This is a genomic window from Mesorhizobium jarvisii (genome assembly GCF_003601985.1).
Taxonomy (GTDB): Bacteria; Pseudomonadota; Alphaproteobacteria; order Rhizobiales; family Rhizobiaceae; genus Mesorhizobium; species Mesorhizobium jarvisii.
Genome location: NZ_QZXA01000014.1, coordinates 38,559 through 63,976 on the forward strand (window position 1 = coordinate 38,559; position 25,418 = coordinate 63,976).

The 25,418-nt window shown below is 60.6% G+C and carries 30 protein-coding genes and 1 pseudogene; 9 read left to right on the top strand and 22 right to left on the bottom strand.

Translation table 11 applies throughout. The features are described from left to right. Positions 1-240 precede the first annotated feature (240 nt). Positions 241-978, bottom strand: a complete 738-nt coding sequence (locus D3242_RS28390; RefSeq protein ID WP_064982488.1) for a hypothetical protein — start codon at positions 976-978, stop codon at positions 241-243. Positions 979-1,191: 213 nt separating this feature from the next. Here D3242_RS28390 and D3242_RS28395 point away from each other — a divergent pair, with 213 nt between their 5' ends. Together D3242_RS28395 and D3242_RS28400 are read left to right on the top strand one after the other, a co-directional pair. Beyond that, positions 1,192-1,899 carry a competence protein CoiA family protein gene (locus D3242_RS28395; RefSeq protein WP_064982490.1) on the top strand — a complete coding sequence of 236 codons (708 nt, stop codon included), beginning with the start codon at positions 1,192-1,194 and terminating at the stop codon, positions 1,897-1,899. 23 nt (positions 1,900-1,922) lie between these two features. Beyond that, positions 1,923-2,651, top strand: coding sequence for a hypothetical protein (locus D3242_RS28400; RefSeq protein WP_245435307.1), 729 nt, complete (start codon positions 1,923-1,925; stop codon positions 2,649-2,651). 328 nt (positions 2,652-2,979) lie between these two features. Here the strand turns inward: D3242_RS28400 and D3242_RS28405 are convergent, their stop codons facing one another. Continuing rightward, positions 2,980-3,852 (bottom strand): NmrA family NAD(P)-binding protein, encoded by an 873-nt coding sequence (locus D3242_RS28405; RefSeq protein ID WP_064982494.1) that lies wholly within the window; start codon positions 3,850-3,852, stop codon positions 2,980-2,982. Positions 3,853-3,896: 44 nt separating this feature from the next. After that, positions 3,897-4,319, bottom strand: a complete 423-nt coding sequence (locus D3242_RS28410) for a DoxX family protein (protein WP_064982496.1) — start codon at positions 4,317-4,319, stop codon at positions 3,897-3,899. Positions 4,320-4,438: 119 nt separating this feature from the next. On the opposite strand from D3242_RS28410, the gene D3242_RS28415 reads away from it, so the two are divergent. Beyond that, the gene (locus D3242_RS28415) at positions 4,439-5,344 is read left to right on the top strand and encodes a LysR family transcriptional regulator (RefSeq protein WP_064982498.1); all 906 of its coding nucleotides are present in this window, start codon (positions 4,439-4,441) and stop codon (positions 5,342-5,344) included. 219 nt (positions 5,345-5,563) lie between these two features. Here the strand turns inward: D3242_RS28415 and D3242_RS28420 are convergent, their stop codons facing one another. The 3 genes from D3242_RS28420 to D3242_RS28430 all read right to left on the bottom strand — a co-directional run bounded on the left by D3242_RS28420 (position 5,564) and on the right by D3242_RS28430 (position 6,889). Beyond that, positions 5,564-6,064, bottom strand: coding sequence for a DUF2285 domain-containing protein (locus tag D3242_RS28420; RefSeq protein ID WP_019863607.1), 501 nt, complete (start codon positions 6,062-6,064; stop codon positions 5,564-5,566). A 55-nt stretch (positions 6,065-6,119) separates the two neighbouring features. After that, a complete protein-coding gene (locus D3242_RS28425) occupies positions 6,120-6,320 on the bottom strand; it encodes a transcriptional regulator domain-containing protein (RefSeq protein ID WP_120145555.1) in 201 nt (66 codons plus the stop codon). A gap of 101 nt (positions 6,321-6,421) precedes the next feature. Then, the gene (locus tag D3242_RS28430) at positions 6,422-6,889 is read right to left on the bottom strand and encodes a hypothetical protein (RefSeq protein WP_223217983.1); all 468 of its coding nucleotides are present in this window, start codon (positions 6,887-6,889) and stop codon (positions 6,422-6,424) included. A gap of 343 nt (positions 6,890-7,232) precedes the next feature. On the opposite strand from D3242_RS28430, the gene D3242_RS34290 reads away from it, so the two are divergent. Next, a complete protein-coding gene (locus tag D3242_RS34290; protein WP_280948385.1) occupies positions 7,233-7,415 on the top strand; it encodes a helix-turn-helix domain-containing protein in 183 nt (60 codons plus the stop codon). Here D3242_RS34290 and D3242_RS28440 read toward each other — a convergent pair. The 4 genes from D3242_RS28440 to D3242_RS28465 form a co-directional block, all read right to left on the bottom strand. Beyond that, positions 7,404-8,483: an IS630 family transposase gene (locus tag D3242_RS28440; protein WP_019863233.1), complete on the bottom strand. Its 1,080-nt coding sequence runs from the start codon at positions 8,481-8,483 to the stop codon at positions 7,404-7,406. The two genes, D3242_RS34290 and D3242_RS28440, sit on opposite strands and share 12 nt — an antisense overlap. Before the next feature lie 216 nt (positions 8,484-8,699). Continuing rightward, positions 8,700-9,026: a DUF736 domain-containing protein gene (locus D3242_RS28450; protein ID WP_027047842.1), complete on the bottom strand. Its 327-nt coding sequence runs from the start codon at positions 9,024-9,026 to the stop codon at positions 8,700-8,702. 418 nt (positions 9,027-9,444) lie between these two features. Then, positions 9,445-10,005: a hypothetical protein gene (locus D3242_RS28460; RefSeq protein ID WP_223217988.1), complete on the bottom strand. Its 561-nt coding sequence runs from the start codon at positions 10,003-10,005 to the stop codon at positions 9,445-9,447. Next, on the bottom strand, positions 10,006-10,215 hold the full coding sequence (locus D3242_RS28465) for a hypothetical protein (RefSeq protein ID WP_010915372.1): 210 nt from the start codon (positions 10,213-10,215) through the stop codon (positions 10,006-10,008). It abuts the gene before it with no gap. 147 nt (positions 10,216-10,362) lie between these two features. On the opposite strand from D3242_RS28465, the pseudogene D3242_RS34295 reads away from it, so the two are divergent. The 4 genes and pseudogenes from D3242_RS34295 to D3242_RS28490 form a co-directional block, all read left to right on the top strand. Beyond that, positions 10,363-10,779 (top strand): annotated as a pseudogene (locus D3242_RS34295) (SOS response-associated peptidase); the annotation flags it as partial. 82 nt (positions 10,780-10,861) lie between these two features. Next, a complete protein-coding gene (locus D3242_RS34300; protein ID WP_244748429.1) occupies positions 10,862-11,053 on the top strand; it encodes an SOS response-associated peptidase family protein in 192 nt (63 codons plus the stop codon). A gap of 188 nt (positions 11,054-11,241) precedes the next feature. After that, positions 11,242-11,487, top strand: a complete 246-nt coding sequence (locus tag D3242_RS34405; protein ID WP_064982357.1) for a hypothetical protein — start codon at positions 11,242-11,244, stop codon at positions 11,485-11,487. Positions 11,488-11,963: 476 nt separating this feature from the next. Then, positions 11,964-12,806 carry a PRC-barrel domain-containing protein gene (locus D3242_RS28490; RefSeq protein ID WP_019863602.1) on the top strand — a complete coding sequence of 281 codons (843 nt, stop codon included), beginning with the start codon at positions 11,964-11,966 and terminating at the stop codon, positions 12,804-12,806. Between the two features lie 72 nt (positions 12,807-12,878). Here D3242_RS28490 and D3242_RS28495 read toward each other — a convergent pair whose 3' ends face one another. The 5 genes from D3242_RS28495 to D3242_RS28515 form a co-directional block, all read right to left on the bottom strand. Next, complete coding sequence (locus D3242_RS28495; RefSeq protein WP_019863601.1) at positions 12,879-13,058, bottom strand: hypothetical protein; 180 nt, start codon at positions 13,056-13,058, stop codon at positions 12,879-12,881. A 142-nt stretch (positions 13,059-13,200) separates the two neighbouring features. After that, entirely contained in the window at positions 13,201-14,343 is a 1,143-nt protein-coding gene (locus tag D3242_RS28500) for a sugar ABC transporter substrate-binding protein (protein WP_020629175.1), read from the bottom strand. Between the two features lie 83 nt (positions 14,344-14,426). Further along, the gene (locus tag D3242_RS28505) at positions 14,427-15,458 is read right to left on the bottom strand and encodes a histidine kinase dimerization/phosphoacceptor domain -containing protein (RefSeq protein WP_019863599.1); all 1,032 of its coding nucleotides are present in this window, start codon (positions 15,456-15,458) and stop codon (positions 14,427-14,429) included. Between the two features lie 6 nt (positions 15,459-15,464). Further along, the gene (locus tag D3242_RS28510; RefSeq protein ID WP_010913467.1) at positions 15,465-15,911 is read right to left on the bottom strand and encodes a response regulator; all 447 of its coding nucleotides are present in this window, start codon (positions 15,909-15,911) and stop codon (positions 15,465-15,467) included. After that, positions 15,908-17,413 (bottom strand): sensor histidine kinase, encoded by a 1,506-nt coding sequence (locus tag D3242_RS28515; protein WP_027047840.1) that lies wholly within the window; start codon positions 17,411-17,413, stop codon positions 15,908-15,910. The genes D3242_RS28510 and D3242_RS28515 overlap by 4 nt, the downstream gene beginning before the upstream one ends. 115 nt (positions 17,414-17,528) lie before the next feature. Between D3242_RS28515 and D3242_RS28520 the strand changes: the two genes are divergently transcribed. Further along, positions 17,529-18,329 (top strand): class I SAM-dependent methyltransferase, encoded by an 801-nt coding sequence (locus tag D3242_RS28520; protein WP_019863596.1) that lies wholly within the window; start codon positions 17,529-17,531, stop codon positions 18,327-18,329. Between the two features lie 967 nt (positions 18,330-19,296). On the opposite strand, the gene D3242_RS28525 is transcribed toward D3242_RS28520, so the two are convergent. From D3242_RS28525 to D3242_RS28555, 7 genes are all read right to left on the bottom strand, one after another. Next, positions 19,297-19,854: a DUF2062 domain-containing protein gene (locus D3242_RS28525; RefSeq protein WP_032921571.1), complete on the bottom strand. Its 558-nt coding sequence runs from the start codon at positions 19,852-19,854 to the stop codon at positions 19,297-19,299. Positions 19,855-20,145: 291 nt separating this feature from the next. Next, complete coding sequence (locus tag D3242_RS28530) at positions 20,146-20,550, bottom strand: MAPEG family protein (protein WP_027047839.1); 405 nt, start codon at positions 20,548-20,550, stop codon at positions 20,146-20,148. A 101-nt stretch (positions 20,551-20,651) separates the two neighbouring features. Next, a complete protein-coding gene (locus D3242_RS28535) occupies positions 20,652-21,395 on the bottom strand; it encodes an amino acid ABC transporter ATP-binding protein (protein ID WP_019863593.1) in 744 nt (247 codons plus the stop codon). Beyond that, the gene (locus D3242_RS28540) at positions 21,392-22,366 is read right to left on the bottom strand and encodes an amino acid ABC transporter permease (RefSeq protein WP_019863592.1); all 975 of its coding nucleotides are present in this window, start codon (positions 22,364-22,366) and stop codon (positions 21,392-21,394) included. The genes D3242_RS28535 and D3242_RS28540 overlap by 4 nt, the downstream gene beginning before the upstream one ends. A 56-nt stretch (positions 22,367-22,422) precedes the next feature. Beyond that, positions 22,423-23,256: a transporter substrate-binding domain-containing protein gene (locus D3242_RS28545; protein ID WP_064982359.1), complete on the bottom strand. Its 834-nt coding sequence runs from the start codon at positions 23,254-23,256 to the stop codon at positions 22,423-22,425. A 240-nt stretch (positions 23,257-23,496) separates the two neighbouring features. Next, entirely contained in the window at positions 23,497-24,324 is an 828-nt protein-coding gene (locus tag D3242_RS28550) for an alpha/beta fold hydrolase (RefSeq protein ID WP_019863589.1), read from the bottom strand. Positions 24,325-24,326: 2 nt separating this feature from the next. Further along, positions 24,327-25,403, bottom strand: coding sequence for an LLM class flavin-dependent oxidoreductase (locus D3242_RS28555; protein WP_019863588.1), 1,077 nt, complete (start codon positions 25,401-25,403; stop codon positions 24,327-24,329). Between the last annotated feature and the right edge of the window lie 15 nt (positions 25,404-25,418).

Below are 25,418 nucleotides of genomic sequence, written 5' to 3' on the forward strand. Positions count from 1 at the left end.
CAATGGCGCGGATCACAGGGAGCGGCAATCGGGAACAGTGAGTTGAAGTCCGAAAAGGGGCCGGTAGCGGGATGGCAGCTTTGGAGCGCCGAACGCCATAAGTGGACAAGGCTAATCACCTCACGAAGCGGCCAAGACCCCAACCCGCCATTCAAACATCAGCTTCATTCTAAACGCGGACGCCCGTTGATCCTGAGATACCCGCCGCCAAAAAGGCGTCACGCCGCAGGAGCGGCGCAGCTACTTGTAGACCGCTTCCGTCTTCGACTGGATGGCCCCGGCCAGCGCCTTCAGTGTCACGATGACGTGCCGGAAATAAGCATCGTCAATGACCAATTCTTCCCCAGCGTCCCCCCGACGCTTGTCGCCCGCCTTCTCGACGTAGAGCTTGTTGATGAGCCCGCTGTTGTGGATGATGATATCCCGTGAGGCCTTGATCTCGATGAAGGCGCGCACTGTTTCCGGCTCAAGCTCAATCGACAGCACCTTCGCCGCCTTGTCGAGATATTCGGACGGTTTGCCAAACATCAGTCCCTCGCACTTCAGCTCGACGAAACGGCGGATCACGTCATCCCGGTCTCCGTGCTCAAGGAACAGGTCGAGGGGAATACCGCTCTTGTCCGCCAGCACCGATAGTTTGGCGGGAAAGGTACTCGCGGCGATCGCGATACATTCCTGGATGAAGGCTTCGACCCGCGACACCATCGAGACGATGTTCGTCTCGAAGACGCCCCGCTCGTGCTGGGCGTAGAAGATCAGGCCGATATCCTCGTCCCGGCGCCGGCTTGTAACCGTGCCTTTGCGCTTCGGTACCGGATAGGGCTTTTTCGCCTTGCTCTTTGAAGACCGGAGCTTGTCCGCGCGCGTCTTCAACTCCGGTCGCAGCAGCGCCGTAAATATCCATGCGTCGTTGAGATAGCGGTAAAGCCGGATGTGGCGCGTGTAGATCGCCTTCGATACAGCACTTTTCCTTGCCACACCTTCTCCCCTGTCGTCATCGACGATCCTACGGTATCCTGGACATTACGGCCACTGACATCCCCCTCGTATAAAGCTATGTCGTTACAGAACCGGAATTGTCTCCCTCACCTCCCGGGAAGACCTCACGCTAATGTTCACATCAGATTAGACCAGTCTTGGCGCTTCCGGGAGACCGATGCTGAAAGGCCCAAAACACTGTCGCGGGGATGAATGCTTTACGCCTGGATCGACGGAATAAAGCGCGCTCCCCTCGCCAAAGGGGAAAGCACGGTCTGCAGTGATTGCGGCGGGTTGCTGACCTCCGTCATGCCGGTCGAGAATGTCAGGCACTGGCGGCACAACGCCGGGGATTGCGATCCATGGAGCGAACCGGAAGGCCCTTGGCATCTAAGCTGGAAAGAGGCCTTTCCCGAGAACTGCCGCGAGGTCGGTCTGATCGACCAAGCGACCGGCGAGCGCCACAGGGCCGACGTGCTTTGCAACGCCGGTACCCCGCACGCGGCCGTTCTGGAGCTGCAATACTCTCCGATTTCGGAGGAGGAACGAGCGGCACGCGAAGCCTTTTATCGTCAGGGCCACCGCCTGTATTGGCTCGTCCACGTTCATGACGGGCCGTCGAGCTTCACCGGCTGGAGCTTCAAGGCCTCAATGAATTGGGGAGCCCGGCCCGTCGAGATCGATGGCCGCCGCTATGCGATCATGCAGTGGATGGGCCGCAGCAAACAGCTCATCGAGAAGTGGAAACGAGCGACGGGCTATGTTTTCCTTGAGTGCGAAACTTACATTTTCTTTCTCGCCGGCGACGAGCTGGCGCGGCGCGTAGCCGGCGGAATTCCCCTCAAAAAGGGCGAATACGTGCTCAGTCGATGGAGTCGGGAAGACTTCATCCGTTCCGTTCATTGGACGGGCGGCGCATGAACCAAGGCAAAGCATGCGTCGAGTTGGGCGACGGGCTCGTGCAATACATGGCGGCGGCCGATGAGACCATGCGCGACCTGCGGGAAGCCGACAGCCCCTTGCTGAAGGCGCTGCTGCAGTACGACGCCTATTTTCGGCGCGACCTGTGGGAGCACGTATCGCCGACGCCGGCCTTCGCCTTCGTCCTCTTCCTCAACGCCTACCAGATGTTTCTCGGCGCGGCGCGCATGGCATTAAGCGGGCATCCGGCGGCGGTTTTTCCACTTGTGCGGACCGCCCTCGAATCTGCAAGCTATGGTTACCTGATGGAGCAGCAGCCCGCCCTCTCCGAGGTCTGGGGCAATCGACACCGCAGCGAGGCCGACAAGAAGGCCTGCCGCAACGCCTTCACCTTCGATAAGGCGATCAAGGGTTTTGCCCATAAGGCTCCGGATATCGATAGGCTCGCCAAAGAGGCCTACGAGGGCGCGATCGACTACGGCGCGCACCCCAATCCGAAGGGCGTTTTCGGCCATGTGTCGATCAACGAAGATCGACCGGACGGCATGGTGGCTGTCACCCACACCAGCCTATACGGCTCAAGTCACCACGAGACGATCCGCGGCATCTGCGCCTGCCTCGACTTCGGCTTTGCCATTATCGGCATCATTGCGCTGTCCGGCCCGACCGCGACTGGGAAGCTGCAGGACGAGCTCCAGGCGTTGAACGACGCCAAGGAAGCGGCGATCGCCGCCTATCAGTCTGCGCGATAGTTCGTCCGCCGTTCCTGAATCAACGGCCCCTCCGGCCGGCGAAGGTAGCAGAAGAGAGGGCGACAATACGGCGATGTGTGCGGGCCGACCGGGCCTTGATGCAGATCGGCGCCGGCACCAAGCCGCAAATTTCGGGCGCCCAATCACACATAAACGAACGTCGGCTTTGAGGGTCAGCAATTGGCCCGGCGAACGGCCGACTTGAGGCGCATTGTGGTCGGCAGGCGGGAATGGAAGCGCCCCGCTTGCCTTAACTGTTGAGCGCTTCCCGCGACGCGTCCGACGCAGAAGCGGGAAGTCTCCGTCTCATGCCCGATCCGTTCCGGGCTTACGCCTTGGCGGCGTTCTGTGCAGCCTCGAATACATCGCGTGCGGACGTGGTACCGGCTACGTGCTCCGTACCCCCGACGCCGACGTCCATCCATCCTGCGTTCACCGCCTCAAACATTTCTTCGGCAGGTCCGGTGTGGCCCTTCGGGATGCCGAATTGCTCGAACGCTTCCGCCCACCCAGCACGCGGGATCGCGAAGGCTTTCACGTCGCGGTTCAGGACTTCACCCAATTGCTCCGCGACTTCATCCGCGGCGACCATCGAACCAAGCTCGACGACGCGCTGCCCTGACCACGCTGGCCCGGTCAAAAGGGTTGCGATCTCCGCGCCGATGTCGTTGGTCGCCACCATGGTCGATTTCCGGTCTGTCGGATTGTAGTAGACCGGCAGCGTTCCGCCCTGGGCGACGTGCAGGCCGTAAAGAAAATTCTCGAAGAATCCGCCTGCGCGGACAAATGCGATTGGCGACGGCAGAGCACGAAAACCTTGCTCCATCAGCGACAGCGCCGTGATCATCCCGAGCCCGCTGGTCCTGTTCGCGCCCATCGACGAGAGCGCAACCACTCGAGGCGGCGCAGCCTTGCTGAGCGCGTCGACGTAGTTTGCGATCACGCCCTTTGCTTCCTTGTAATCGGCCGACGGCGCCCAGACAGAGGGCAACATGACGAACGCGCCTTCGACGCCTCTGAGCGCCCGCTTGATGGCCGCCGGATCGTTCCAGTCGCCGTCGATCAGTTCCACGCCCCGGCTCGCCCAGTCAGCCGCCTTCTCGCGATTGCGGACGAGCGCGCGTACCTTCTTGCCGTGCGCCAACAGATGTTCTGCCGTTGCGCCGCCAACTTTTCCCGTGATTCCCATTACTAAAAACATGTGTTTTCTCCTGATGTTGAGGGACAGAGCACTGCCCGGTTGGTTCATTGGATGAGCGGTAGAATGGCCCGGATTCGGGGATCGCGCGCGTAGAGGCCGCCCCATGTCATCGCACCCAGAAGCAGGGAAATGATTTCCGGCGGCGACCCCAACTCACCAATGCGGACATGTGCGCAGATGGCACCGCCCAAAAAGCCCGTCACCAGGATCGCGCCGAGGACGGCGGTGGCCGGGATCGCGTAAAGGATGGCGCAGGCGAGTATGATCGGACCCACGACACAGGTCAGGTCCATCGCGAACCCGGTTTCCTGCAACATGCCCGCGATCTGTGCCGGCGCGAAAAGCTGAATAGTGCCGTCTGCCGCCAGAGCGACAACGACAAACGCGCTCATTATCCGGCCGGCCCACAGGGCGCGATGCAAGGTCATGGTTTCAGGTATCTGATGCAAGTTCATGGTTTCGGACACTTGTCATTCTCCGATGGGGGGATCCCATATTCGAAGCTTACTGTGCCTCTCAGGTGTGATAAACACCGAGAAAATGAACCAACTGTTCTCTTTTTGGAGAACAATGCCAAGGCACGAAAATGCAGAATCTCGAACCCATCCTCATTTTCATAACGGTAGCGGAAATGGGGAGCTTCACCCGCGCGGCGGATAGCCTGGGTATCCAAAAAGGGAGGGCCTCAACGGCGGTCCGGAAGCTGGAAGAAGATGTCGGTGTCAGGCTCCTGCACCGGACGACGCGCAGCGTGCAGTTGACGGAGGACGGACGCGCATTTCATGCCCGTGCCCGCGATCTGCTTGCCGAAGTCGATGACCTACACTCGATGTTCGCGAGCGATCGCGTGGCCCTTCGCGGACGTTTGCGGGTCGATCTCCCGACCGAGGTGGCGCGCACAACGATCATGCCGGCCTTGCCGGATTTCATGGCGACACATCCCGAGTTGGAGCTGGAGGTGTCGAGTACGGATCGGCAAGTCGATCTGGTTCAAGAGGGGTTCGACTGCGTATTGCGGCTTGGCCCCATCAGAGACGAGACGCTGATTGCCCGCCCACTGGGCCTGTTGCGCATGGTCAATGCCGCCAGTCCTGCCTATCTGGCGCGCCATGGCGTCCCTCGATCGCTGGAAGATCTCCAGCGCCAGGAACATCGGACAATTCATTTTTCAACGATGCTGGGCGCAAGACCCCATGGATGGGAATATCCGGACGGCGACAGCTACGCGACGCTTCAACTACCAGGTGCACTGCACGTCAACAGCGCTCAGACCTACGAAGCCGCTGCCCTCGCCGGCCTTGGCCTGATTCAGGCGCCACTCTTGGGGATTGGCCGATACTTGGAGAGTGGGGCGCTTGTGGAGATCATACCCGATTTTCGTCGCCGGCCGCTCGCCGTGTCGCTCGTCGTGGCACATCGCGGCAACCTGTCGCGCCGGGTCCGCGCATTCATGAAATGGATCGAGGATGTGCTGACGCCGTATATGGAATAGCCTGACGAACATCTTCGTCCGGCCTTCGAATCCCGCTGTTCACAACCTTATCAAGGGTCGCACGTCGAGCAATCGGAACGAATGGCCGCTTTCGGGACGGCTCACTTTGCCCAGGAATGTCCGGCATTGGGCGCAAAGCCGCCATTCTTTTCAGGATTGAGAGTAGGCGTCGGCTTGGAGACAGCGCAAGTCAGTGGACAACGAGACCGGCGGCACTCGTCAGAGTTGACGCCGCCGCGCGCGCAACAATTGGCGGTAGTCGCGCTCGACCATCTTCAGTCCGTCGCGCACGAGGCGATGCGTCTGGTAGCGAAAAGGCGAGTCCTGCCAGTCGGCGGCGCTAACCAGCCGCCGACCGAACAAGGCGGTCGCGACTTCAAAATGGGATGCCTGCTGTTCGCGGCCATCCAGGCATCGCAGCATGAGGCCAAGGCGTCGGCGCTGGGCCGCAGTCAATCGAGCGTCGGGAACGTGCTGCCTATGGATCGAGCGGATGAACCGCTCGATCGCCTGGAGCCGGTCGTGCGCCATGTCGTCGAGCGGGATGATGGCGGCAAGCGGTTCGCCTGGCTTCGCGTCGTCGAGAAGCGCCAGTTGCGTGCCGCCCGGCGAAGAGCGCGTGTGAAGACCGACCTCGTCATGCCGGCCCGCGGCCAGCGGGACGTCGGAAGCACTGCCTTCCTGCGCTCGCAGATCCGGCGGCATCTGGACAAGGTTCACGACCCCAGGATCGATCTGAGGCGCCCAATAGACGGTCTGCTCGACTGCGGACTGGTCAGGCCTGGCGGCGAAACTGCAAACCCCAGCGCTGGCGCAATGCGCGCATCGCCTTGGCCGAGCGGGAGGCCGCGAAGTCCTGCTGATACTGGGGATTGCGTCGCAGGAACTCCCAGGCAATCGCATCGGCGGCGGCACCTTGGACGAACGCATATGCCTGTGGGTCACGCCACTGCGATGTATCCGTCTTCATCCGCATCCTTCCCTTCTCAAGGATTTGATAGGGGGACGTGGCTTTGAGCGAAATCCTTGGATTCCGTCATTGACGAATGGACGATGAGATATCTCGGCGCCGAGCAGTCAGGTGACACTTCGCGATGCTTGCTGGCTTGCGCCTTGCAGTGTCTTGAATGTGTTCGTCCAGGCGCGATAGGCGTCGTCATCGCCCTGGCTCCAGGCACTGAAGGCGCGCCATGCGGCGAACGATGACGCAGGCTGCTCGAACAGCGCGCCGATCGACTGGTCGCCTGCGGGCCAGCCGGCAGGCTCGTCGCCTGTCGCTTCGTGCGTGAGGCGCCTTAGATCGGCCAAAGCAGAGCGGATATGCGGCAGCGGAAATTCGCAAAGGTCGGTGTTGTCAGTCGCCTCCCGAAGGATGACCGCAAGCTTGGCGACCACGCCCGCCAAGGATTGTGCAGGCGTCGCCACAATCTCAGCCAGCAACGCGTCGGCCTTTTCAGCGCCATCCTGCTCTTCCTTCAGAAAATCAGGCCAGTCGCGGTCGGCGCCAACCCTCTCTCCGCGCCCAATCACTTCGCCGACAGGCATGAGCGCACCGCACTCCAGGACCCCCTCCTCAGCCTGCTGCTGCCGAACGCACGAGGCCAGCATCGCAACGTGAGCGTCAATCCAGGCAAGGGATAGGAGAAGTGCTGGATCGGCCGACGGCTGGTTTTCGCCAATTGATGGGGATTGTGAAGCTGCCTTACCTCCACTCACCGGCGCCTCCCGTTCTCACCCGTGACGAAAGGACAATTGGTAGCTATCGTCAGAATCAATGAAGATTCTGAGCTATCAACGTCGTCGCGTAGTGGGGCCGAGCGAGGCTATTTCGCCAGACCTCATCAATGACTTCCGTAGGGTGGCATACTAAAAGCGGCTTTTTTGACCTATGTCAACCAAAAAGAACGATATTGAGAGTGATGCGATCTCTGTTCAGCAGTGTCGTGCTGCACGAGCTATGCTCGGATGGAGTCAGGGGGACCTAGCCGAGGCAGCGGCTGTTTCCAGAACTACGATAGTAGACTTCGAGAGGAGTATTCGTATTCCGCACCGAAACAATCTAGTGGATTGATTCCAACGCTTGGTGCCCGCGTTTGACTGCTGCAATGATCTCATTGGGGTCTGCTTTCCAGACGAATGGCCGCGGTTCGTGATTGTGCTCGGTCATGAAGCGGTTGATTGCCGCCTGCAGGTCGACGACGGAGTGGAAGACGCCGTGTTTCAGTCTGCGTCGTGTCAGTTTGGCGAAGAAGCCCTCGACGGCGTTGAGCCATGAACATGATGTTGGAACGAAGTGGAAGGTCCATCGCGGATGTCTAGCCAGCCAGGCGCGGACCTTCGGCTGCTTATGGGTCGCGTAGTTGTCGAGAATGACGTGGACTGCCTTATCCTTCGGCAGTTGCGCCTCAATCACGTTAAGGAACCGGATGAACTCCTGATGCCGGTGTCGCTGCATGTTGCGGCCGATCACCGAGCCGTCGAGAACATTGAGGGCAGCAAACAGGGTGGTGGTCCCGTGGCGCTTGTAATCATGGGTCATCGTGCCACCCCGCCCCTTCTTTAAAGGAAGTCCCGGCTGGGTGCGGTCGAGCGCCTGGATCTGGCTTTTTTCATCGACGGAAAGAACAATGGCATGGGCCGGCGGCGAGACGTAGAGCCCAACGACATCGTGCAGTTTCTCGGCAAAGGCCTTGTCATTCGACAGTTTGAAGCTGCGCCAGCGGTGCGGTGCAAGACCATGCTCGTGCCATATCTTGACGACCGAAGAGGCCGCGATCCCCACCGCCTTTGCCATCGCGCGAACGGTCCAGTGTGTGGCCTCTTGCTTGGGCGTTTCCAGCGTCAGCGCGATCACCTGATCGACCAGTTCGGGATCGAGTGGCGCAATACCTGGCGGGCGGCTCTTGTCGCGCAAAAGGCCATCCACGCCTTCGGCCATAAAACGCTCCTGCCATCGCCACACGCAGGTCTTCGATTTGCCTGTAGCCTCCATAATGGCCACAGTTCCCAAGCCGTCATCGCTCATCAGAATGATCTTCGCCCGCCACGCATGCTTCTGCGGCGAACCGCGCTTTGCCACGATGGCTTCGAGCCGGATCCTGTCGGTGGCAATGACGTCAAATGTAATACCGGTGCGCATGCCCGATCGTCGCACATGCGAAGACCGATGGGAATCCAATATTGGACTCTTTTGTCTCGATCAATCCACTAGCTGCGATCCGCCGTGCGTTTGAGACAGCGGGAATCGAATTCCTTGCGGAAAATGGCGGCGGCGCGGGCTTACGATTTGCGCGACGGTCTGATCAGACCTAGAGAACTCTCGCCCGGCGCGATTGCCAGGCGAGAGGATCTTCATTCATTCGCCGTTGCGGCGGCTGGGGCGGGACCATATGAGGCTGTGGCCCTCGCCTTCCTCGTCGGCGAAGAGGTTGGCGTAGATCGGAGCGGTGAAGCTCGGATCGTCGAGCTTGAGCCCGAGATAGTCGCGGCCCTCGTTGGAGCGCTTGGACCAGGCGGCGCCGATTTCGGCCTTGCCGACCACCACGCGGTGGCTTGGAGCGTTCTCGCCGCTGGCCCTTGTGTCGGGGACGATGCGCACGCCCTTGGCCTGGACGCTGAGGGTGACGATCTCGCCGGTGAACTCGTTCGCATTGGTCTTCTTGAAAGTGCCGATGGTAGCCATTTTTCAGTCTCCGTCTCTTCGTTTCCGAGCCCGCGCCATTGCGGCATAGGCGGTCGAGGCTTCAGCCGTCCTTCGGGCAGATCAGCCCGTTCGTGAGGTCGTTGGTGCGCTCTATGAAATGAAGAAGGGAGGCAATGGCGGCACCTGGCTATCAAGAATGATGAAGCGAACTGCAGGCCGAGATGTCCACCGATAACGGTTTGACGTGACTTGGATGAAAGCTTGCTCCATCCAACCGCACAAGGCGGCGTACCGAGTATGTCTCGTTTGGGCCGCAAGAAGACGGTGCGGTTCCGAGACGAACCACCCAGAAAGTTGCCGTGGAGGGGGGTCGTGCCAACAAAGGAATTCAATCCATTCGCACCGCGCTCGTTTTTAGTAGGCTGTCGCGAGGAAAGGTTGAGGATCTGGCGTGACGCTAGTCAACGATCGTCTTCTCGAAAGCAAGATGACGAAGGTGGAGCAGGCGCGAGCCTGGAGCCCGCGCGTCATCTCGAAATTCGAGACACTGATCAACAGCGCCGACGACCACTCTCAGTTTCGCGGCATGCTGTGTATCTCCAGCCGAACCGGTCCTCCCTTTTTGCAACTCGTGCAGAAAAGAGCGCGCTCCACCGAGCTGAACAGAGCTTCCTTGCCGTAGCGCCGGATCAGACCCTCGGGCTTCACCTCGGCATGATGCGAGCAAGTCGTGCACCACGCACGCAGCGTGTGCCAGCTGCGCAAGTCGCCCAGCGCGAATACTGCCGTCGATGATCGTCTGCGGCGGAACCTTCACCTCGCCCGGGGTAACGATCTTCTCCATAACGTGGCGGCTGTTGTAGTGGATCAGCAGCATGCCCGGCCGGCGCCGGATGGCGGCGTGCCAGGCAGCTTGGCTCACCACCGCGTCCGGCGTTCGACAGATGGTTTCGAGATGCGTCTTTTCCTCCCGATCCCAAACCTCGATCCGGAAATTGTCTTCGGCAGTGTCCACCATCTAGGGGCGCGCCTTGTGCCAGCCGCGAGAAAAGCCATTCGAGACCGCCGCGCGTGACAAAGCGAGTTCGCGTTCAAGTTCGGCGTTCCTAGCCAGAGCGGTCAGCAAGGCGACCACAGCGTCGCCACCGGCTGCAGCAATGGCTTGCTGCGCCGCCAACTCCAATTCAGACATAGCTTCGCCGATCGGCGCATTTTGGCGCTTTCCCATGGCTCTTTTCCTGCTCAGATAGATCAGGAATAAGGAACATATTCCTGTCCGGTCAAGAGGCGCTTGACTATTTTGTTCTCATTTCGTTCACTGTCGGCAGGATAGCTGCACCGAAGGATCGGGAAGCCTGTCGATCGAGGATATGTCATGTGCGGCCGCTACACCCGATATCTGACATGGTCGGAGATCCACCGTCTCTACCGCCTGACGGCGCCGGCGGAAATCGGGCGAAATGATGAGCCTCGCTACAACATCGCGCCGACGCAGGATGTTCCTTTCGTCACCGCTGGCGAGAACGGGAACCACCGCCTGCGGGAGGGGCGATGGTGGCTCGTACCGTTCTGGGCAAAGGAAATGCCCAAGGCGGCCATGTTCAACGCCAGGATTGAAGGCATCGATACGGCGCCGGCGTTCAGGGACGCCTTCAAGTCGAAACGATGCTTGATCCCAGCTGACGGCTTCTTTGAGTGGACGATCTCGCCGGCCGACGGCAAGAAGGACCCTTGGCACATCTACCTTCCCGGCCACGCTCCTTTTTCGTTTGCCGGGCTTTGGGCCCACAACTCAAATCTCGACATCACGAGCTGCACAATCATCCCCAGCCGGCCGGCGAGCCGAATGAAAAACCCACGACCGGCAGCCGGCAATCCTCGACCAGGCCTATTACGACGCATGGCTCGACCCGGGAACGCCGAAGGAATATCTGAAAGATATCCTCAGCCACGACATCGACGGCCAGTTGCAGTTCAACCGAGTTGGGCGCGACGTCAATTCGACCGTCATAAACAGGCAGCCGAATGATCACCCTGCCCTGGTCGGACCGATCAATCCGCTGTGAGCGACGAACCCATCAAGCTTGCCGAAGGCATGACGGCGGCGCGGCAAGGTGGACGGATCGAAAATCATGTCTGCGAGTTTGACGTGTGCGGGAAGCGCGCGCCGTTCGGATTTGCAAAGCCGACAACCATCACATTGGTCTGTTTCGAACATCGCGAACACGGCGACAGCTATTTGGCGGGGGGTGAGATGATCAGTCGACCAAGAGAAGCGAACGATTATCCAGACCGAGTCATCGACTGCCAGGAGGCGATGGAGCCCGGCTTCCAGGCCATCGTTGGTTGCATGCTGGAGGCCGGCTGGTCGCGCGGCGAAACTCTGCGGTCACTGAAGCGGCTGATCGCGGCGGACAACATGACCCAGAAGGAGAACGCCAGGACGGAAACGCAGCTTGCCATCGCTCGGGCCATGATGCGCGCCGGGAAGCCTTTATAGCTGAGGGATTGTAGGCACAGCACCAGCCGCAGTTACTCGAAGGCGGACCTGGGGCCCGCCTTCGACGTCCGGCCTAGGTTCAGCCGCCCATCTTCTTTGCCATGGCGCAGAAATCTGCGTGCGACTTGTTGAGCGTGGTATCGCCGCAATCTTGCAACACCGCTTTCTGTTCATCAGGTTTCAGAGTCGTCCATGCTCTAAGACCGCCGCTGGGGTGATCGCCTTCAGCCGCTGCGGCGATCCGGCCAGTGGCGAATATGAGGACGCCCGGGTGTTCTGTTCTACGGGTCGTTGCCCGTATTGGAGGTCGAGACCGCAATCGCCTGCTAGGCAAATGCGATCGAAACCACCACGCGAGCTTGTTGTGTTCAGGCCGACTCGGAAAAATACGACCCCCACCGCTGGAACCAATATCCACACGGGCTGTTGAGCTGTGCTGGTACAAATGTTCCGCGGTACATTTCCACCCGATTGGCGTGCTCGACACACGAAGTCAAAGCAAGAAGCCGCCTGTGGGAAACAATATGAAATTCGTTAAGGTTGCAGCGCCGTTGGCATTGTTTTGCGCGCTTGGTGTCAGCCCGGCGTTCGCTGTATGCAATATCTCCGATGCGAAACTCGAGGAGGCCGTGCTCAAGAGCCCTGAGTTGCGCAAGCCAGAAAACCGATACCTGGTCCATGACCTGCGCACCTTGAGGGATGCGGCGTTCGTTCTATGGACATACGGTTTGCACGACGATTGCGAGCGCGTGCTCGCCAATATCCGCCAACTGATCGCCGCGCCGTCAATGGCCAAGCTCGCGGGTAATGATGAGGATCTTGCCGATGAGCAATTGGCAGCAGGCGAACCTAAGCAGCATGAAGGTGGGGGTATCCAGGGCAATCGTGACGCCCCAGACGCCCGCCCGCTCATCAATCTCGACGACCTTGGACCTGGCCTTCGCGTCGACGAGATCGTCGGCTCCGAGGTCCGCAGCTCGGATGACAAGATCGTTGGCGAAGTTCGAAATGTCGTGATTGGCACGAAGGACCGATGGGACTACGCAGTCGTTGCCTCCGGTGGGTTCTTTATCGCCGGGAAAGACAGCATCGTCGTCCCGCTACGTTATCTTCAAGTGAACGAGGAGCGGACAAGCTTCTACCTCCGCATCTCCAGCGCCGATGTCAAAGCCGTGCCGTTGATGCCCGACCAGAAATATCTGTGGCTTGCGGATGAAGCGTGGCGAGCGAAGAACGATGCGATCTTCCAGAAGTTGATCCCGGACCCGGTTCGCTCTGGAACCCCGTCGGTCCCACAAGCCAATACCGACTCCAAGTGAAAGATCGAGCCAAGCCAGCTCGTTCCCTGGCGGTCGAGCCCGCGATCACGTGTTAGGCGAACGCACGAGCCTTCACGCGCACTTCTTGCGTTCAGCTACCTCGACACCAAGCCGGAACGCCTGGCCGTCCGCGTAGGAGCGCGCGTAACTTTCGGCCTCGAAAGGGAAGGTCAGCGTGTTGCCGTAGGCTGTCACGCGGACGGTCCATTTCTTGTCGCGAATGATTTCGACTGCGTGCTCGGGCGATCCCATGTGTCCTCCCACGATCACCAAGTGAGGGCACGGAGATAGCGTCGCAAAAGTCGTTTGAATGCAAACAATTCGACACGTCGGTGTCGTAATGGCGTTGGTCCGGTCAAATGGCCTGTTGCCCAGCCTCCGGATGGTGCGTCTACTATCGAGATTCAGACGACCAGGGGAAATTGAGATATTGATCGCGGCTGTCGTAGCAGATGTTGCCATACATCCGTAGATAGCCATCTCTTCGCGCCGGATCGGCATAGACCGCGCCTGGATTGGCAAGATCCTTTTGATAGTCGCCAAGGTTTTGCGCCGTGATGACGTGCGGCAGGATATCCATCGCTTGCGGGATCGGCTTTCCCTCGAGCCAGTCGGCCGCATGCTGGCCCATCGCATATCCGAAGACAGGCGAATTCAGGCTGACCGTCATCTTGTAGGGACCTCCCTTTGTGATTTCGGCTATTGCCTCGGGCTCGCCGTCGATCCCTCCGATGAACTGATCCGGCCTGTCCTTGCCAGCCTCCCGCAGCGCCTGCAGGGCGCCAAGGACGACACCATCGGCGCCCAGCACCACGTCCACATGCGGATGCGCCTGGATGACCATCCGCATCGTGGCCAATCCTCCTTCCTTGCTGACGGGATTGGGGGAGATATCGGCTACGATGCGCACGTCTGGCAGCGTGTCGAGCGCATCGCGGATGGCGACAAACCGCGGCGTGAGAAATTGCAGGCTGTCCTGGGTCAGCAGCACCACGTCGGCTCGGCCGTGGAACTTGTCCTTGATATACGCGACCGCCGCGTCTCCCAGTTCCTTCCCGGTGAGATATTGCGGCGCGTTGAGCAGCGACGTTGCCGGCGGTGCGACGACCGTGCTGACATAGGTTCCAGACCACATGGCCTTTTGCAGGCTGGGGGCCAGCGCCGCCGGGTCTACGGGAGACACAACGATCCCGCCCACCCGCTCGGCGCGCAGCGCCTCGACGTCCGAGATCATCTTGGCGCTGTCATTGGCGGCGAGGGCGACACGATATTCCAGATGGTTGTCTTCGGCCGCCTGAGCCAGGCCATGATCGACACCCTCGATGAACTCACGCTTGTTGTCCTTGGCGAATGCCAGGATCGGCTTGAGGTCGGTTGGCTTCGAGCAGCTCGGCGCCGTTGGAACGAATGGCTGTAGAACCGTCGGAACGGTAATGCCGGGTGACCCCTCGGCCATCGAGGCGACATTGGTTGCGAGCAGCAGAGCAGCGATCGGCAGCAACTGCTGCATGGCGAATCTACCGGTCTGCCAAAACATCGAACTCTCCACCTGAAGAAAACGCCGGGCGCATCCTTGCATGACCCATGGCGGAGGCAAAGCCTGCCAGCGCGCATAGCCCGTCACTGCGGCAGGGCAAAGCTCAGCACCACCGCTGTCCCCGGGTCGCGTGCGTGATAGACAACGTCGGCGTCGATGCTTCTAGCCATTGCCTTGATGATGCGCGTTCCCAGCCCGGTTCCCTTGATGACTTTGCCGGCGTTGCCGACGCCATCGTCCTCGACGGTCAGCAAAGCGCGCCCTGGGCTGTCCTCGCGCAGGAGTACCCGCACATCGCCGGATTTGTCGGGATAGGCGTATTTGAAGGCATTGGTGACCAACTCGGTCACGATCACCCCGAGATTGATCGTGGCGTCGATGCCGAGTGTCAGCGGCGCCAGATCGCTGATCAGGTTGGCGCCGTGCCCCTGGCCTCGCATCGAGCCGCCAAGGTTTTCCAGGAGGCCGCCGAGATAGCCGTCGAGTTCGACGATGCCGACCGAGCCGGAGGTGTAGAGGCGCTTGTGCACCGAGGCTATGGCGAAGATGCGCGCCTGGGTTTCGGCAAGCGCATCTTTGGCGCCCTTGTCCGTCAACACATTGGCCTGCAGGTTGACCAGCGCTGAGACCATTGCAAGGCTGTTGGCGACCCGGTGGTTGACCTCGGCCAGCAGGAGTTCGGCGCGGTCGCGCGCCGCACGCACCTGCGCCTCAGCGGCTTCCTTCTCGGCAACGAGGCGTGCCTTGGCGACAGCCTGATCGAGGGCGGAGGCCAGAAGCGCTATGAAGTCGTCACCGATCGTCTTCGGCACGAAGTCGCTGGCCCCGGCCTTCAGGGCGGCCACCGCGACACTCATTTCGGAAGAGCCGGTCACATAGACGGCGGGAGGGCCGGCGCCGCGCGTTGCAAGCCTTGCCAGGAATTCAAGCCCGGTCCCGGCACCCAGATAGTGGTCGAGCGCCAAGACGTCGAAGCCGCCTTCCTCAAGTCTGGTCAGAGCCTGTTCCGGACTGGAAGCATGCTCGACGACGAAACCGAGGCGGCCGAGCTTTTTCTGCACGAGGCGCGCGAGCGCGTCGTCGTCATCGATGTAAAGGACCCTGGTCTTAGGCATCGTTTTTCAGGCCGTTTCCGGGACCTGAATGACGGTGAACAGGAGGCCGAGCTGCCTGATGGCGTTGGCGAAGCCTTCGTAGTTCACGGGCTTGGTGATGTAGACGTTGGCGCCGAGATCGTAGCAGCGCTGGATCTCGCGACTGTCATCGGTCGTTGTCAGCACCACGACAGGAATCCGCTTGAGATGTTGATTGGCCTTGATTTGTTGCAGAATATCGAGGCCGGTCATGTCAGGCAGATTGAGATCGAGAAGCACAAGAAGATGACGCCCGACGCTCGCGTCGCCAGAGCCGTCCGGCCCCAGCAGGTAGGCGAGCGCGCTGGAACCGTTGGTGAAAGCAACGACATCGTTGTTGACCCCGGCGCGGCGAATGTTCTTCTCGATGAGGCGCGCATGGCCCTCATCGTCCTCGATCATAACGATCGTTACTGGTTTGCCGGCTTGGCTCATGCAAACGCTCTTTCGTTTGATGCCGCGATCATCGGCAGCTCTATCCTGAAAGTTGTCCCAACGTCGAGCGTTGATTTGACCGTGATGTCGCCGCCTAGCCTGCGCAAGATGGCTCGTACATGCGCAAGTCCGATACCGTCGCCAGGCTGGTCCTGTAGACCCGATCGCCGGAACAACTCGAAAATGCGTTCCACGTCCTGCTCGGCGACGCCGCGGCCATTGTCCTCGAAATCGATGGCGATGCGATCGCCGGCGATAGTCCTTGCTCCGACCCTGATGCGAAGCGGCCGCGCGGGCGAGCGATATTTGGTTGCATTGTCGAAAAGGTTGGCAAAAACCTGTTCGAGCGACAGGCGATCGGCCTCGATCTCCACGCCTGCGAGGTCGACGTCGATCTTCCCGTCCGCTTCCTTGACCTGATGCTGGAAGCTGGAAACCGTGCTTTCGATCAAAGCCGCAAGTTGTATGGCTTCGGGCCGCAACGGCCTGCGTCCTTCGCGCGAAAGCTGGAGGATGGCGTTGATGAGCCCATCCATCTTGCGCGTTGACGAGCGGATAAAACCGATGGCTTCCGGCAGGTCCTCCTCCGCCGCCATTCGTGCGTTGGCAACCAGGGGGTCGGACGCGTTGGCGCCGATGCCGGACTTTTCGATGAGCGTCTGCAGGGTGGCGACACCTGCTTCCAGCTCGCTGGTGAAACCCATGATGTTGACGAGGGGCGCGCGCAGGTCATGGGTGACGATATAGGCGAAGCGCTGAACCTCTTCATTGGCCCGCACGAGGTCGGCGGTACGTTCGCGCACCCTGGTTTCCAGCCCGCTGTTGAGAGCCTCGAGGTTCCACCGTGCGGCGCTGAGTTCGCGCGTGTGGCGCAAAAGCGAGGCCCAGGCGAAGCCGACCACGATAACGATCGCAATGCCGCCGGCTATGGTTATCATGCGCAGCCAGGCGAAGTAGGACCTCTGTTCCGCCACGCGCGCGGTCAGCCGGTCGTCGGCCGCAAGGATGATGCCGTTGAAGTAGACGTTGGCCTGATCCATCAGCGCCTTGCCACGGTTGGAAGCGACGATCGCCGCCACGGCATCGTCCTTGCGCTGTCGCTTCAGGGCGACGGTCCTGTCCATTTCGGCAAGCTTTTCGCCGATGATTGCCTTGAGCTGGTCGATCGATGCTGCCGCCTCGGGTTCCCCGGCAACGAGGAGCTGCAACTTTTCGAACCGGCGAAGAGCCGACGACTTTGCCGTATCGTAAGGCGAGAGATAGATCTCGTTGCCGTTGTAGAGGAAACCCCGCTGACTGGATTCCGCCGAGAGGAGAGAATTGCGGACATCGACGGCAGCGGTGCGGGTGTCACGCGCGGCAGTTACATCGTCAAAACTGATGCGCGACTTCTCGGCGAGCAGGTATGTGGCGGCAACGATGCCCATCAGAACCAGCAGGCCCATCGCCAGCAGAGCGCTGGAGCCGCGCAGCATGACCTTGTCGGTTGGATTTTCAGACAAATTCGTCTCACTGGTGCGCATTGGTGGCGTTATCTCTAGCGAGCGTTATACTTTCCCACAACCGACGCGCCGGCCAAACAAGCATGTGTCCGCGTTGCATTAAGGGAGGGAACAAGTGACTTCGACTTTCACAGTCCATGATGCCAGCGGCTATGAGAAGCTCATGGGCCGATGGAGCCAGAAGCTTGCGCCGCTGTTCATAGATTTCGCGGGCATCTCGGCTGGCGAGAAGATCCTCGACGTCGGCTGCGGCACTGGCAGTCTGACATTTGCCCTGCTGAAGGCGGCTGAGCTCAAGGAGATCACCGCCATCGACTATTCGCCGGTTTTCGTGGCTGAAACGATCAGGCGCAGAACAGATCCGCGGATAAAGGTTGAGCAGGGCGACGCCTGCGCGCTCGCCTTTGACGATGGAGCCTTCGATCGCGCGCTGGCGCTTCTGGTGCTGCATTTTGTTACCGACGCCGGCAAGGCTGTGGCCGAAATGCGCCGCGTCGTTCGGCCTGGTGGCGTCGTGGCCGCTTCTGTCTGGGATCATCTGGGAGGCATGCCGGGCATGCGCATGATGGCCGATACGGTGGCGGCGCTCGGCGAAGCCGGCCGCCAGTTTCGTGCGCGCTATTGCTTCCAACCCATGATGATGCCGGGAGAGATGAGGGCGACCTTCATTGAGCAAGGGCTTCTGCAGGTTAGCGAGACGCAGCTGATGATCCGGATGGATTACAGCAATTTTGACGACTATTGGTCGCCGATGGCCGCAGGCGAGGGCCCGTTCGGCAAGTTCTTGTCGTCCCTCGATGCGCCGGATCGCGCGAGAGCCGAGGCGGCGGTGCGCGAAGCATATCAGGCCGGCCAGCCGGACGGCCCGCGTTCCTTTGCAAATGTCGCCTGGGCTTGCCGAGGGATCGCGCCCTGAGAGCCCCAAGGAGCCGGTCTCATTCTGGCCGGAAGGGGTGACAGCCTTTGGCCGAGGAAGGCGCTAGGAAGACTGGCGCGAAATTTCCTGGTCGGCATCCCGCGAGGCGCGTACTTCCGAGCCCTTTGGCGTTTCTGGCTCGGGCCGCTGCGGGTGCGCACCGGCCTCCAGCCCATGCGAATAAATCTGCGTCACAGGGAAGCGGCCGCACTTGCGCGATAGGACGTGCATCCGACCAGTTCACGTCCGCCGAGGCTGGCAGGTCTGTCGGCGACGCGGTCCCATACGGTCCACTGCAGGTTGGCCTCTTTCTGGCAAAAGAAGCGAGAATTGGGATTATCCGTTTTACTGATAAGGGGGTCCGGGATTTCTTCACCACTAAGTCACCCAAGAAAATGGTGCTGAGCTTGGGATGAAATAGTGTATGCGAAATCATCGCCTTGACCGGGATCAAAAGATTCTGGCGTCCAATTTAGAACCAACACACTCAAGGCGACACAAAGGAGGCGCCAACACGCCTCACGTTGCGAAATCAGGCCGCCTGTTGCTACCGGGTTACAGCGCCGATTGAGCTTTTAAGCTACGGATGGCCGCAGCGCTGAGTTTTCTGGATTTCTGGCGGGGGCCATCCCGGGAAGCCGCGTAGTACGAGGAAAAAAGCCCGTCGGCTTCGGTCGGCGGGTTTTTCTTTGCTGCTTTGTCCGAATGGGGGGGAAACGGCCAGTCCGCTATCGGGGCGAGCACGGCGGATAGCTGCCATTCGGCAGACGGGGCGTTCATCAATAAAAGTGCGGCGAGGAACCCATGACGGAGGCTCCAGATATCCGGGCCGCCAGTTGTAGGGACGCGCTTATAGCGGCGATATTGCCGACGAGCGGACGCATTTCTACGGCTGCCCTTCCGTAATTCACCCTCCAGAACGGCGATGTCGAGTTGACAGAGGGGGCGATAACACGATGTCTTCCTGCTACTGGAGCAGGCTCCCCTTTTCGGCCAGTCGCTTGCGCCTTTGTTCGCGGAAAACTGTCATGCCATAGCGGGTGATGCCATAGAACAACAGGCCAAAAATCAGCCCGAGTGGCACCGCACCGCACAGCATGGGCTTTAAGACCGGTGCCCACAGTTGCGAAATTGAAAGGGTCTGCAACATCTCACTCAGATGGGCTGGCCGTTCGTGACTTTGCATGTGGCCGTGCAACATGATCTTGCCGGTCTCCCAAGTCGCTCCCACAACAAACGGGAGGGTCAGCGGATTGCCAAAGACAAATGTTCCTAGCCCTGCCGCCACCATGTTTCCTGAAATCAGCCAGCACACGATGGCGGCAATGGCGAAATGGGACCCTAGTGGAAAGAAAGACGCGAAAACCCCAGCCGCCACCCCCGCCGCGACGGCCGTTGGAGTGGCGTTCAGACGGAGGATACGCTTTGAAACATACTGAAACGATCGCGAGAAGGAGCGGCGCGGCCACATATAAATGCGCAATCGCTCGAATAGACCATCAGGATTTCGGCGTCTAAAGAGCACTCTCTTGCCCACTTGAAACGCGGTCGGTTGAACGGATGGACCTCGTCTCTGAAAACGTAGCCTGTGCTGCTTTGTTCCGAATTTGCTGATCAACCGGGTGTCCGAAAGCGCAGCGGATAGTCGGGCAACAGTTGGAAAAACCCAGGCTGAGAACGCGCGGCATAGTTTTGTACCGCGTTGAATGGGTAGAGCGTCTGGTTATCGGCATTTTGCCAATCCGCCCCTACGTCGGGCGCCCCTCTTTTCGGCTCCCGCGCAATGCGCCACGGGCCGCCGGGCTTCTGGCACTTTTCACCTCAACATCGCCCAGGACCAGTACGCACCAATTACCATTTGCACTGTGAACGCAGTGAACCTGAGACTGACCGCGACCTGGCTCGTGGAGACGAGGTGAATTATCGACTGAACTATTCGCGCGGCTAATAGTGTAGAAGCCAGCGGATCCGTCACATCGGTCTTTGAAATAAGGATCGCGACTCCGAGCAGACCTCCGAAGATTGGAAGCCCTTCTATGCAGTTGGCGTGGGCGCGGGCCAACCTTTGCATAAAGGGAGAAAGAGCCGCGTTATCTGGCGTAAAGCCGTTTGCTGCGACCTTCCCAGAGATCACCAGATATGTACGGATCACTTCCATCACGATCAGCAGTCCCAGTGCCCACGAGATGAATCCAGTCAATGCAAACGCAGTCGCCGACATATGCCGTCCCCGTCGCTAGCAGTCTCGGTCGTCGTAACCAATCACCTAGTCTACCGCTAAGTTTCCAGGAACTCGACCGGAAAAGCAGCCTTTGCTGGAGGCTAATGCTTCAAAATCTGGCTGAGGAACAGCTTGGTTCGGTCGTGACGCGGGCGGCTGAAAAACGCGTCGGGCGTGCCCTCCTCGACGATCTGACCGGCGTCCATGAAGATAACGCGGTCGGCTACCGCCCGTGCGAACCCCATTTCGTGCGTCACGCACACCATGGTCATGCCGTCGCGGGCCAACCCGGTCATCGTCTCCAGCACCTCCGAAACCATTTCCGGGTCGAGCGCGGATGTAGGTTCGTCGAACAGCATGACAGCCGGCTCCATGCACAGGCTGCGGGCAATCGCCACACGCTGCTGCTGGCCTCCGGACAACTGGATGGGGAACTTGTTGGCCTGCTCGGGAATGCGGACCCGCTCGAGGAACTTAAGCGCGGTCTTGCGCGCCTCCCTTTCCGGCACGCCCTTCACCCACATCGGGCCGGCCATGCAGTTCATCAGTACCGTCATGTGCGGAAACAGGTTGAAGTGCTGGAACACCATGCCGACGTTGGAGCGCACGTCGGCGACATTGCCCATCTTCCCATGCAGAGCGACGCCGTTGACGGTGATCTCGCCCTCCTGATGCGCCTCCAGGCGATTGAAACAGCGGATGAGCGTCGATTTGCCGGAACCCGAAGGGCCGCAGATAACGATCCGCTCGCCCTTATGAACCGTCAGGTTGATTTCCTTCAGGACGTGAAAGGTGCCGTACCACTTCGACACGTTGCGCGCTTCGATGATGGCGGGAGCGCTCATCGGACCTTGCTCCTGTGGTAATGTCGCTCGATCCGCGCCTGGATCAGTTCGAGGCAGATCGACAGCATCCAGTAGATCATGGCTGCGGAAATCAGCATCTCCATGTGCTGGAAGGTCTTCTGGCCGAGGGTGCGCGCCAGGAACATCAGTTCCCACACGCCGATGACAGAGACCAGCGAGGAGTCCTTCAGCATTGAGATGAATTGGTTGCCCGTCGGCGGAATGATGACCGGCAGCGCCTGCGGCAGGATGATGCGGCGCATGGTCAATGCGAAGCCGAAGCCCATGGAGCGCGACGCCTCCCATTGGCCGCGATCGATGCTCTGGATGCCGGAGCGGAAGATCTCGGTCATGTAGGCGCCGTAGCAGAGCGAAAGCGCAAGGATGCCGGCGGGCACCGCATTGATGACGAAGCCGAGTTGCGGCAGGCCGAGATAGATCAGGTAGACCTGCATGAGTAGCGGAAGGCCGCGGAAGAAGGAGGTGTAGAAACTGGCGATGGCGTAGGCGAAGCCATTGCTGGAAAGCTTGGCGACCGCGCCGGCCACCGCAATGACTGAAGCGATGACGATGGAAATCGCCGAGACATAGAGCGTGGTGACAACGCCCTGACTTATCAGAAACGGCAGCTTCTCCCTGATGAAGGGCAGGCTGAGGTGGAACGTCTCGAAGAAGGCAATGAACAGCAGCAGCAGTTCGAGCCAGACGATGCCGATCTGGACCTTGAGCGGCGCGAAACCAATCAGCACGACGTTGAGCGTGAAGATCACCGCTATGGCGAAGCCGATAGCAAAGCGCCCGTAGAGGCCGCTCGTCGACGGCTCTCCGATCACCGGACGCATGAGTTCGGCGAAGCTGGTGCTCGACATGTTGAAAGCCATGAAGAGAAGCAGGACGGCGCCGAACATCGTCGCCACGAACCAGGGTTTATGGACGAGGATTTCGGCTTCGACGGTATCGGGATAGAGCATATTTGAGCACCGGCTGTTCGGCGGCCTGCCCAGGGGAAGGCCGCCTTTGAAGGGAGCTAGTTGGTCTTGGAATAATCCTGGCCGTACCATTTTTCGGAAAGCTTGCTCAGCGTGCCGTCAGCTTTCATCGCCTTCACGGCGTCGGCGATCTTGGCCGACAGTTCCGGGTCGCCGCGCTCGATGGCGATTGCCAGCGGCTCGTGGAACACCGGATCGCCGACCTGCTTGATCGGGTAGCCGGCCTTCTCGGCGTCGAGGATCGACGGCAACGAAGAGACCACCGCGTCCAGGCGCACGCCGTCGCCGAGGCGAAGGTCGTCGAAGGCGGTCGTCGAATTCTCGTAGGAGTGGACCTCCTTCGGATTGAGCTTGTACTCGAAGGGCGGCGCGCCGGCGGCGTCGAGCGTCAGATCCTTCTTGGCATAGGCCTCGAAGGTGGAGGTGCTGGTGGCGCCGACCACCTTGCCGTCGAGGTCGGCCAAAGTCTTCGCCTTGCTGTCCTTGTGCACGGCAACGGCCGCCGGTGTGTAGTAGTAGACCGCCGGAAAATCGAAGATCTCGGCGCGCTTCTTGGTCGGCGTCATCGAGCCGGCATGCATGTCCCAGCGCCCCGCCCAATTGCCGGCGGTGATGATGTCCCAGCCGGGCGTGACGAACTCGACCTTGACGCCGAGGTGCTTGCCGATTGCCTTGGCGACGTCGACGTCGAAACCGTCTAGCTCGTTGCTGGCATTCACGAAGGACTGCGGCGCCCAGTTGGCGTCGGTTGCCACTTTGAGCGTGCCGGCTGCCATCACACGGTCTAGCACCGCGCCTGCATGGGCAGGATATGCGCCAAGCGCAAGCGCCACCGCGGCTATCGTCAGCTGTCGTCTGGTCCAGATTGTCATATGCGTATTCCCCTTGTTGTTGTTCATTCACTTGCCCTCATGGCCGTTCAGCCGGTCATGATCTCGCAATCCCTTGCCGACGAGGTCGGCATCCTCCGGACGGCTCGCGGATTTAGCGATGCCCGAGCCGGTCCGGTCTTCCGCTGCCGTGGAGGATGTTTGCAGCCGTCATTCCCTCGCTCACGGGGAAAGCTTTGGCCTGTTGCCGGCGAGATGCCCTCACCTGCTCCGCGAAGACCGCTATCCATGCGCGACCGCCCCTCTCGCGCGACCAGCGCCCAGCAGGAAGTCGGCCATCGTGTCCGCGACGAGAGCCGGCGCCTCGATCAGGATGGAATGGCGGAGCCCAGGCAGGATGGCGAGTTCGGAGCCCTGCACCTGTTCGTGCATCAGACGTGCCATGCGCGGGCTGGAACCCTGGTCGTCCTCGCCGGTCACGATCAGTGTCGGGCAAGTGATGCGGTCGAGGATGCCGCCGAAATCGGTTTCGGCGAGAACTCTGTAGGCGGCGGCGTAGCAATCGCGGTCATTCTCGGCGTCACGCCGGCGCAGCTCCGCGACAATCTCCGGGTTGTTGTCCTGAAACTCCTCGGTCAGCCAACGCGACAGCGACGCGGCGTGATGCGCCGGGGCATCGCTGGCCATCAGCGCCGCCAGCCGACCGCGCACCGCGTTGCGTTCCTCGGGCGTGCGGCCGGCAACCGTCGACAGCAGCACCAGTTTTTGCAGGCGCTCGGCATGCGTCAGCGCAAGACGCTGTGCGATCAAACCGCCCAGCGAAAACCCTGCCAGATGGAAGGTGGCAAGCCCGATATGATCGGCCAGCGCCAGCGTCTCCTTGACGAAATCGTCGATCTCGTAGCGGCCTTTGACCCGGCTGGAGCGGCCATGGCCACGCAGGTCGAAGGTGAGGACCGCGAAACGATCCTTCAGCCGCCCGGCCACGCCACTCCAGGCTTCGAGATAGGAGCCGACGCCATGAATGCAGACCAGCGGCACGTCGCCCTTGCCCTCGAGGCGCCAGTTGATCAGCACGCCTTCGACATCGAGATGGCCGGAGCACGCCATGGTCACGCCCTCGCCGCCTGGCGCGCCTTGTCACGCTCGCGCGCGGCGAAGACCGGCATCACCTCGTCGACCCACAGCTTGATCGTCTTCTTCTGCAGCTCGAACGGCAGGTTGAAGGTAAGGCCGAGGCAGTACTGGTCGACGCCCGCCGCTTCATAGTCGAGCAGCTTCTCGATCACTTCGTCCGGCGTGCCGAACATCAGGTTGCGGCGGATGTTTTCCGGATCGTAGTTGTCCTTGCCCTTGACGCTCTCGTAGGGGACGGCTTCGGGAAAGCCGTTCTGCACGGTGCCGATGTTCTGGAATAAGTTCTCGAAGGCGCGGCCATAGTCGATGGCATGACCGACGGCGATCTCCCAGTCCTGCGCCCGTTCGTAGACGCAGGTGCGCCGCTGCATCATCAGGCGCGGGCGCGGGACCTCGGGATGATCGGCGACGGCCTTGCGGAACTTCTCGCCAAGCGCAGCGATCTCGGCCGCCGGCGCCGACAAGGGCGTCGACAGGATCGACGCGCCGATGCTCACTGCCCAGTCGAAAGTGCCCGGGTCTCGCGCGGCCACCCAGATCGGCGGATGCGGCCTCTGCAGCGGCTTCGGCACGCCGGCTGCCAAAGGGAACTTCCAGTAATGGCCGTCATGGGCATAGTCTTCCGCCCAGAGCTTCTTAACCGCCGGAACCAGCTCCTTCAGATAGGCGACGCCCTCCTGCTGGGGCATGCCGCCGGCCATGCGGTCGAACTCGTATTGGTACGAGCCCCGCGCGATGCCGAACTCCAGACGTCCGCCGGTCAGGTGATCGCAAAGCGCTGCCTCGCCGGCCAACCGGATCGGGCTCCAATAGGGCGCGACCAGTGTCGAGGTGCCGAGCCTTATTTGCTCGGTATGCTGGGCAAGCCAAGTCAGCGTCATCAATGGATTTGGCGAGATCGTGCATTCGATCGTGTGGTGTTCGGCCGTCCACAACGTCTCGAAGCCGCCCTCGTCGGCCATGCGTGCCAGTTCGAGCAGATTGCTCTTCACCTTCGACATCGGGATGTCGGGCGAGAAGCGCTCCATGGTCAGCGAAACGGCGAATTTCATGTCGGTCTCCCCAGT

What these genes read in the sequence shown, in the direction of transcription:
- D3242_RS28395 (WP_064982490.1), top strand. Translation starts at nt 1,192, where the DNA reads ATGCTTTACGCCTGGATCGACGGAATAAAGCGCGCTCCCCTCGCCAAA.
- D3242_RS28405 (WP_064982494.1), bottom strand. Translation starts at nt 3,852, where the DNA reads ATGTTTTTAGTAATGGGAATCACGGGAAAAGTTGGCGGCGCAACGGCA.
- D3242_RS28415 (WP_064982498.1), top strand. Translation starts at nt 4,439, where the DNA reads ATGCAGAATCTCGAACCCATCCTCATTTTCATAACGGTAGCGGAAATG.
- D3242_RS28425 (WP_120145555.1), bottom strand. Translation starts at nt 6,320, where the DNA reads ATGCGGATGAAGACGGATACATCGCAGTGGCGTGACCCACAGGCATAT.
- D3242_RS28430 (WP_223217983.1), bottom strand. Translation starts at nt 6,889, where the DNA reads ATGCCTGTCGGCGAAGTGATTGGGCGCGGAGAGAGGGTTGGCGCCGAC.
- D3242_RS34290 (WP_280948385.1), top strand. Translation starts at nt 7,233, where the DNA reads ATGTCAACCAAAAAGAACGATATTGAGAGTGATGCGATCTCTGTTCAG.
- D3242_RS28440 (WP_019863233.1), bottom strand. Translation starts at nt 8,483, where the DNA reads ATGCGCACCGGTATTACATTTGACGTCATTGCCACCGACAGGATCCGG.
- D3242_RS28450 (WP_027047842.1), bottom strand. Translation starts at nt 9,026, where the DNA reads ATGGCTACCATCGGCACTTTCAAGAAGACCAATGCGAACGAGTTCACC.
- D3242_RS28460 (WP_223217988.1), bottom strand. Translation starts at nt 10,005, where the DNA reads ATGGTGGACACTGCCGAAGACAATTTCCGGATCGAGGTTTGGGATCGG.
- D3242_RS28465 (WP_010915372.1), bottom strand. Translation starts at nt 10,215, where the DNA reads ATGGGAAAGCGCCAAAATGCGCCGATCGGCGAAGCTATGTCTGAATTG.
- D3242_RS34405 (WP_064982357.1), top strand. Translation starts at nt 11,242, where the DNA reads ATGATCAGTCGACCAAGAGAAGCGAACGATTATCCAGACCGAGTCATC.
- D3242_RS28495 (WP_019863601.1), bottom strand. Translation starts at nt 13,058, where the DNA reads ATGGGATCGCCCGAGCACGCAGTCGAAATCATTCGCGACAAGAAATGG.
- D3242_RS28500 (WP_020629175.1), bottom strand. Translation starts at nt 14,343, where the DNA reads ATGTTTTGGCAGACCGGTAGATTCGCCATGCAGCAGTTGCTGCCGATC.
- D3242_RS28505 (WP_019863599.1), bottom strand. Translation starts at nt 15,458, where the DNA reads ATGCCTAAGACCAGGGTCCTTTACATCGATGACGACGACGCGCTCGCG.
- D3242_RS28510 (WP_010913467.1), bottom strand. Translation starts at nt 15,911, where the DNA reads ATGAGCCAAGCCGGCAAACCAGTAACGATCGTTATGATCGAGGACGAT.
- D3242_RS28530 (WP_027047839.1), bottom strand. Translation starts at nt 20,550, where the DNA reads ATGTCGGCGACTGCGTTTGCATTGACTGGATTCATCTCGTGGGCACTG.
- D3242_RS28535 (WP_019863593.1), bottom strand. Translation starts at nt 21,395, where the DNA reads ATGAGCGCTCCCGCCATCATCGAAGCGCGCAACGTGTCGAAGTGGTAC.
- D3242_RS28540 (WP_019863592.1), bottom strand. Translation starts at nt 22,366, where the DNA reads ATGCTCTATCCCGATACCGTCGAAGCCGAAATCCTCGTCCATAAACCC.
- D3242_RS28545 (WP_064982359.1), bottom strand. Translation starts at nt 23,256, where the DNA reads ATGACAATCTGGACCAGACGACAGCTGACGATAGCCGCGGTGGCGCTT.
- D3242_RS28550 (WP_019863589.1), bottom strand. Translation starts at nt 24,324, where the DNA reads ATGGCGTGCTCCGGCCATCTCGATGTCGAAGGCGTGCTGATCAACTGG.
- D3242_RS28555 (WP_019863588.1), bottom strand. Translation starts at nt 25,403, where the DNA reads ATGAAATTCGCCGTTTCGCTGACCATGGAGCGCTTCTCGCCCGACATC.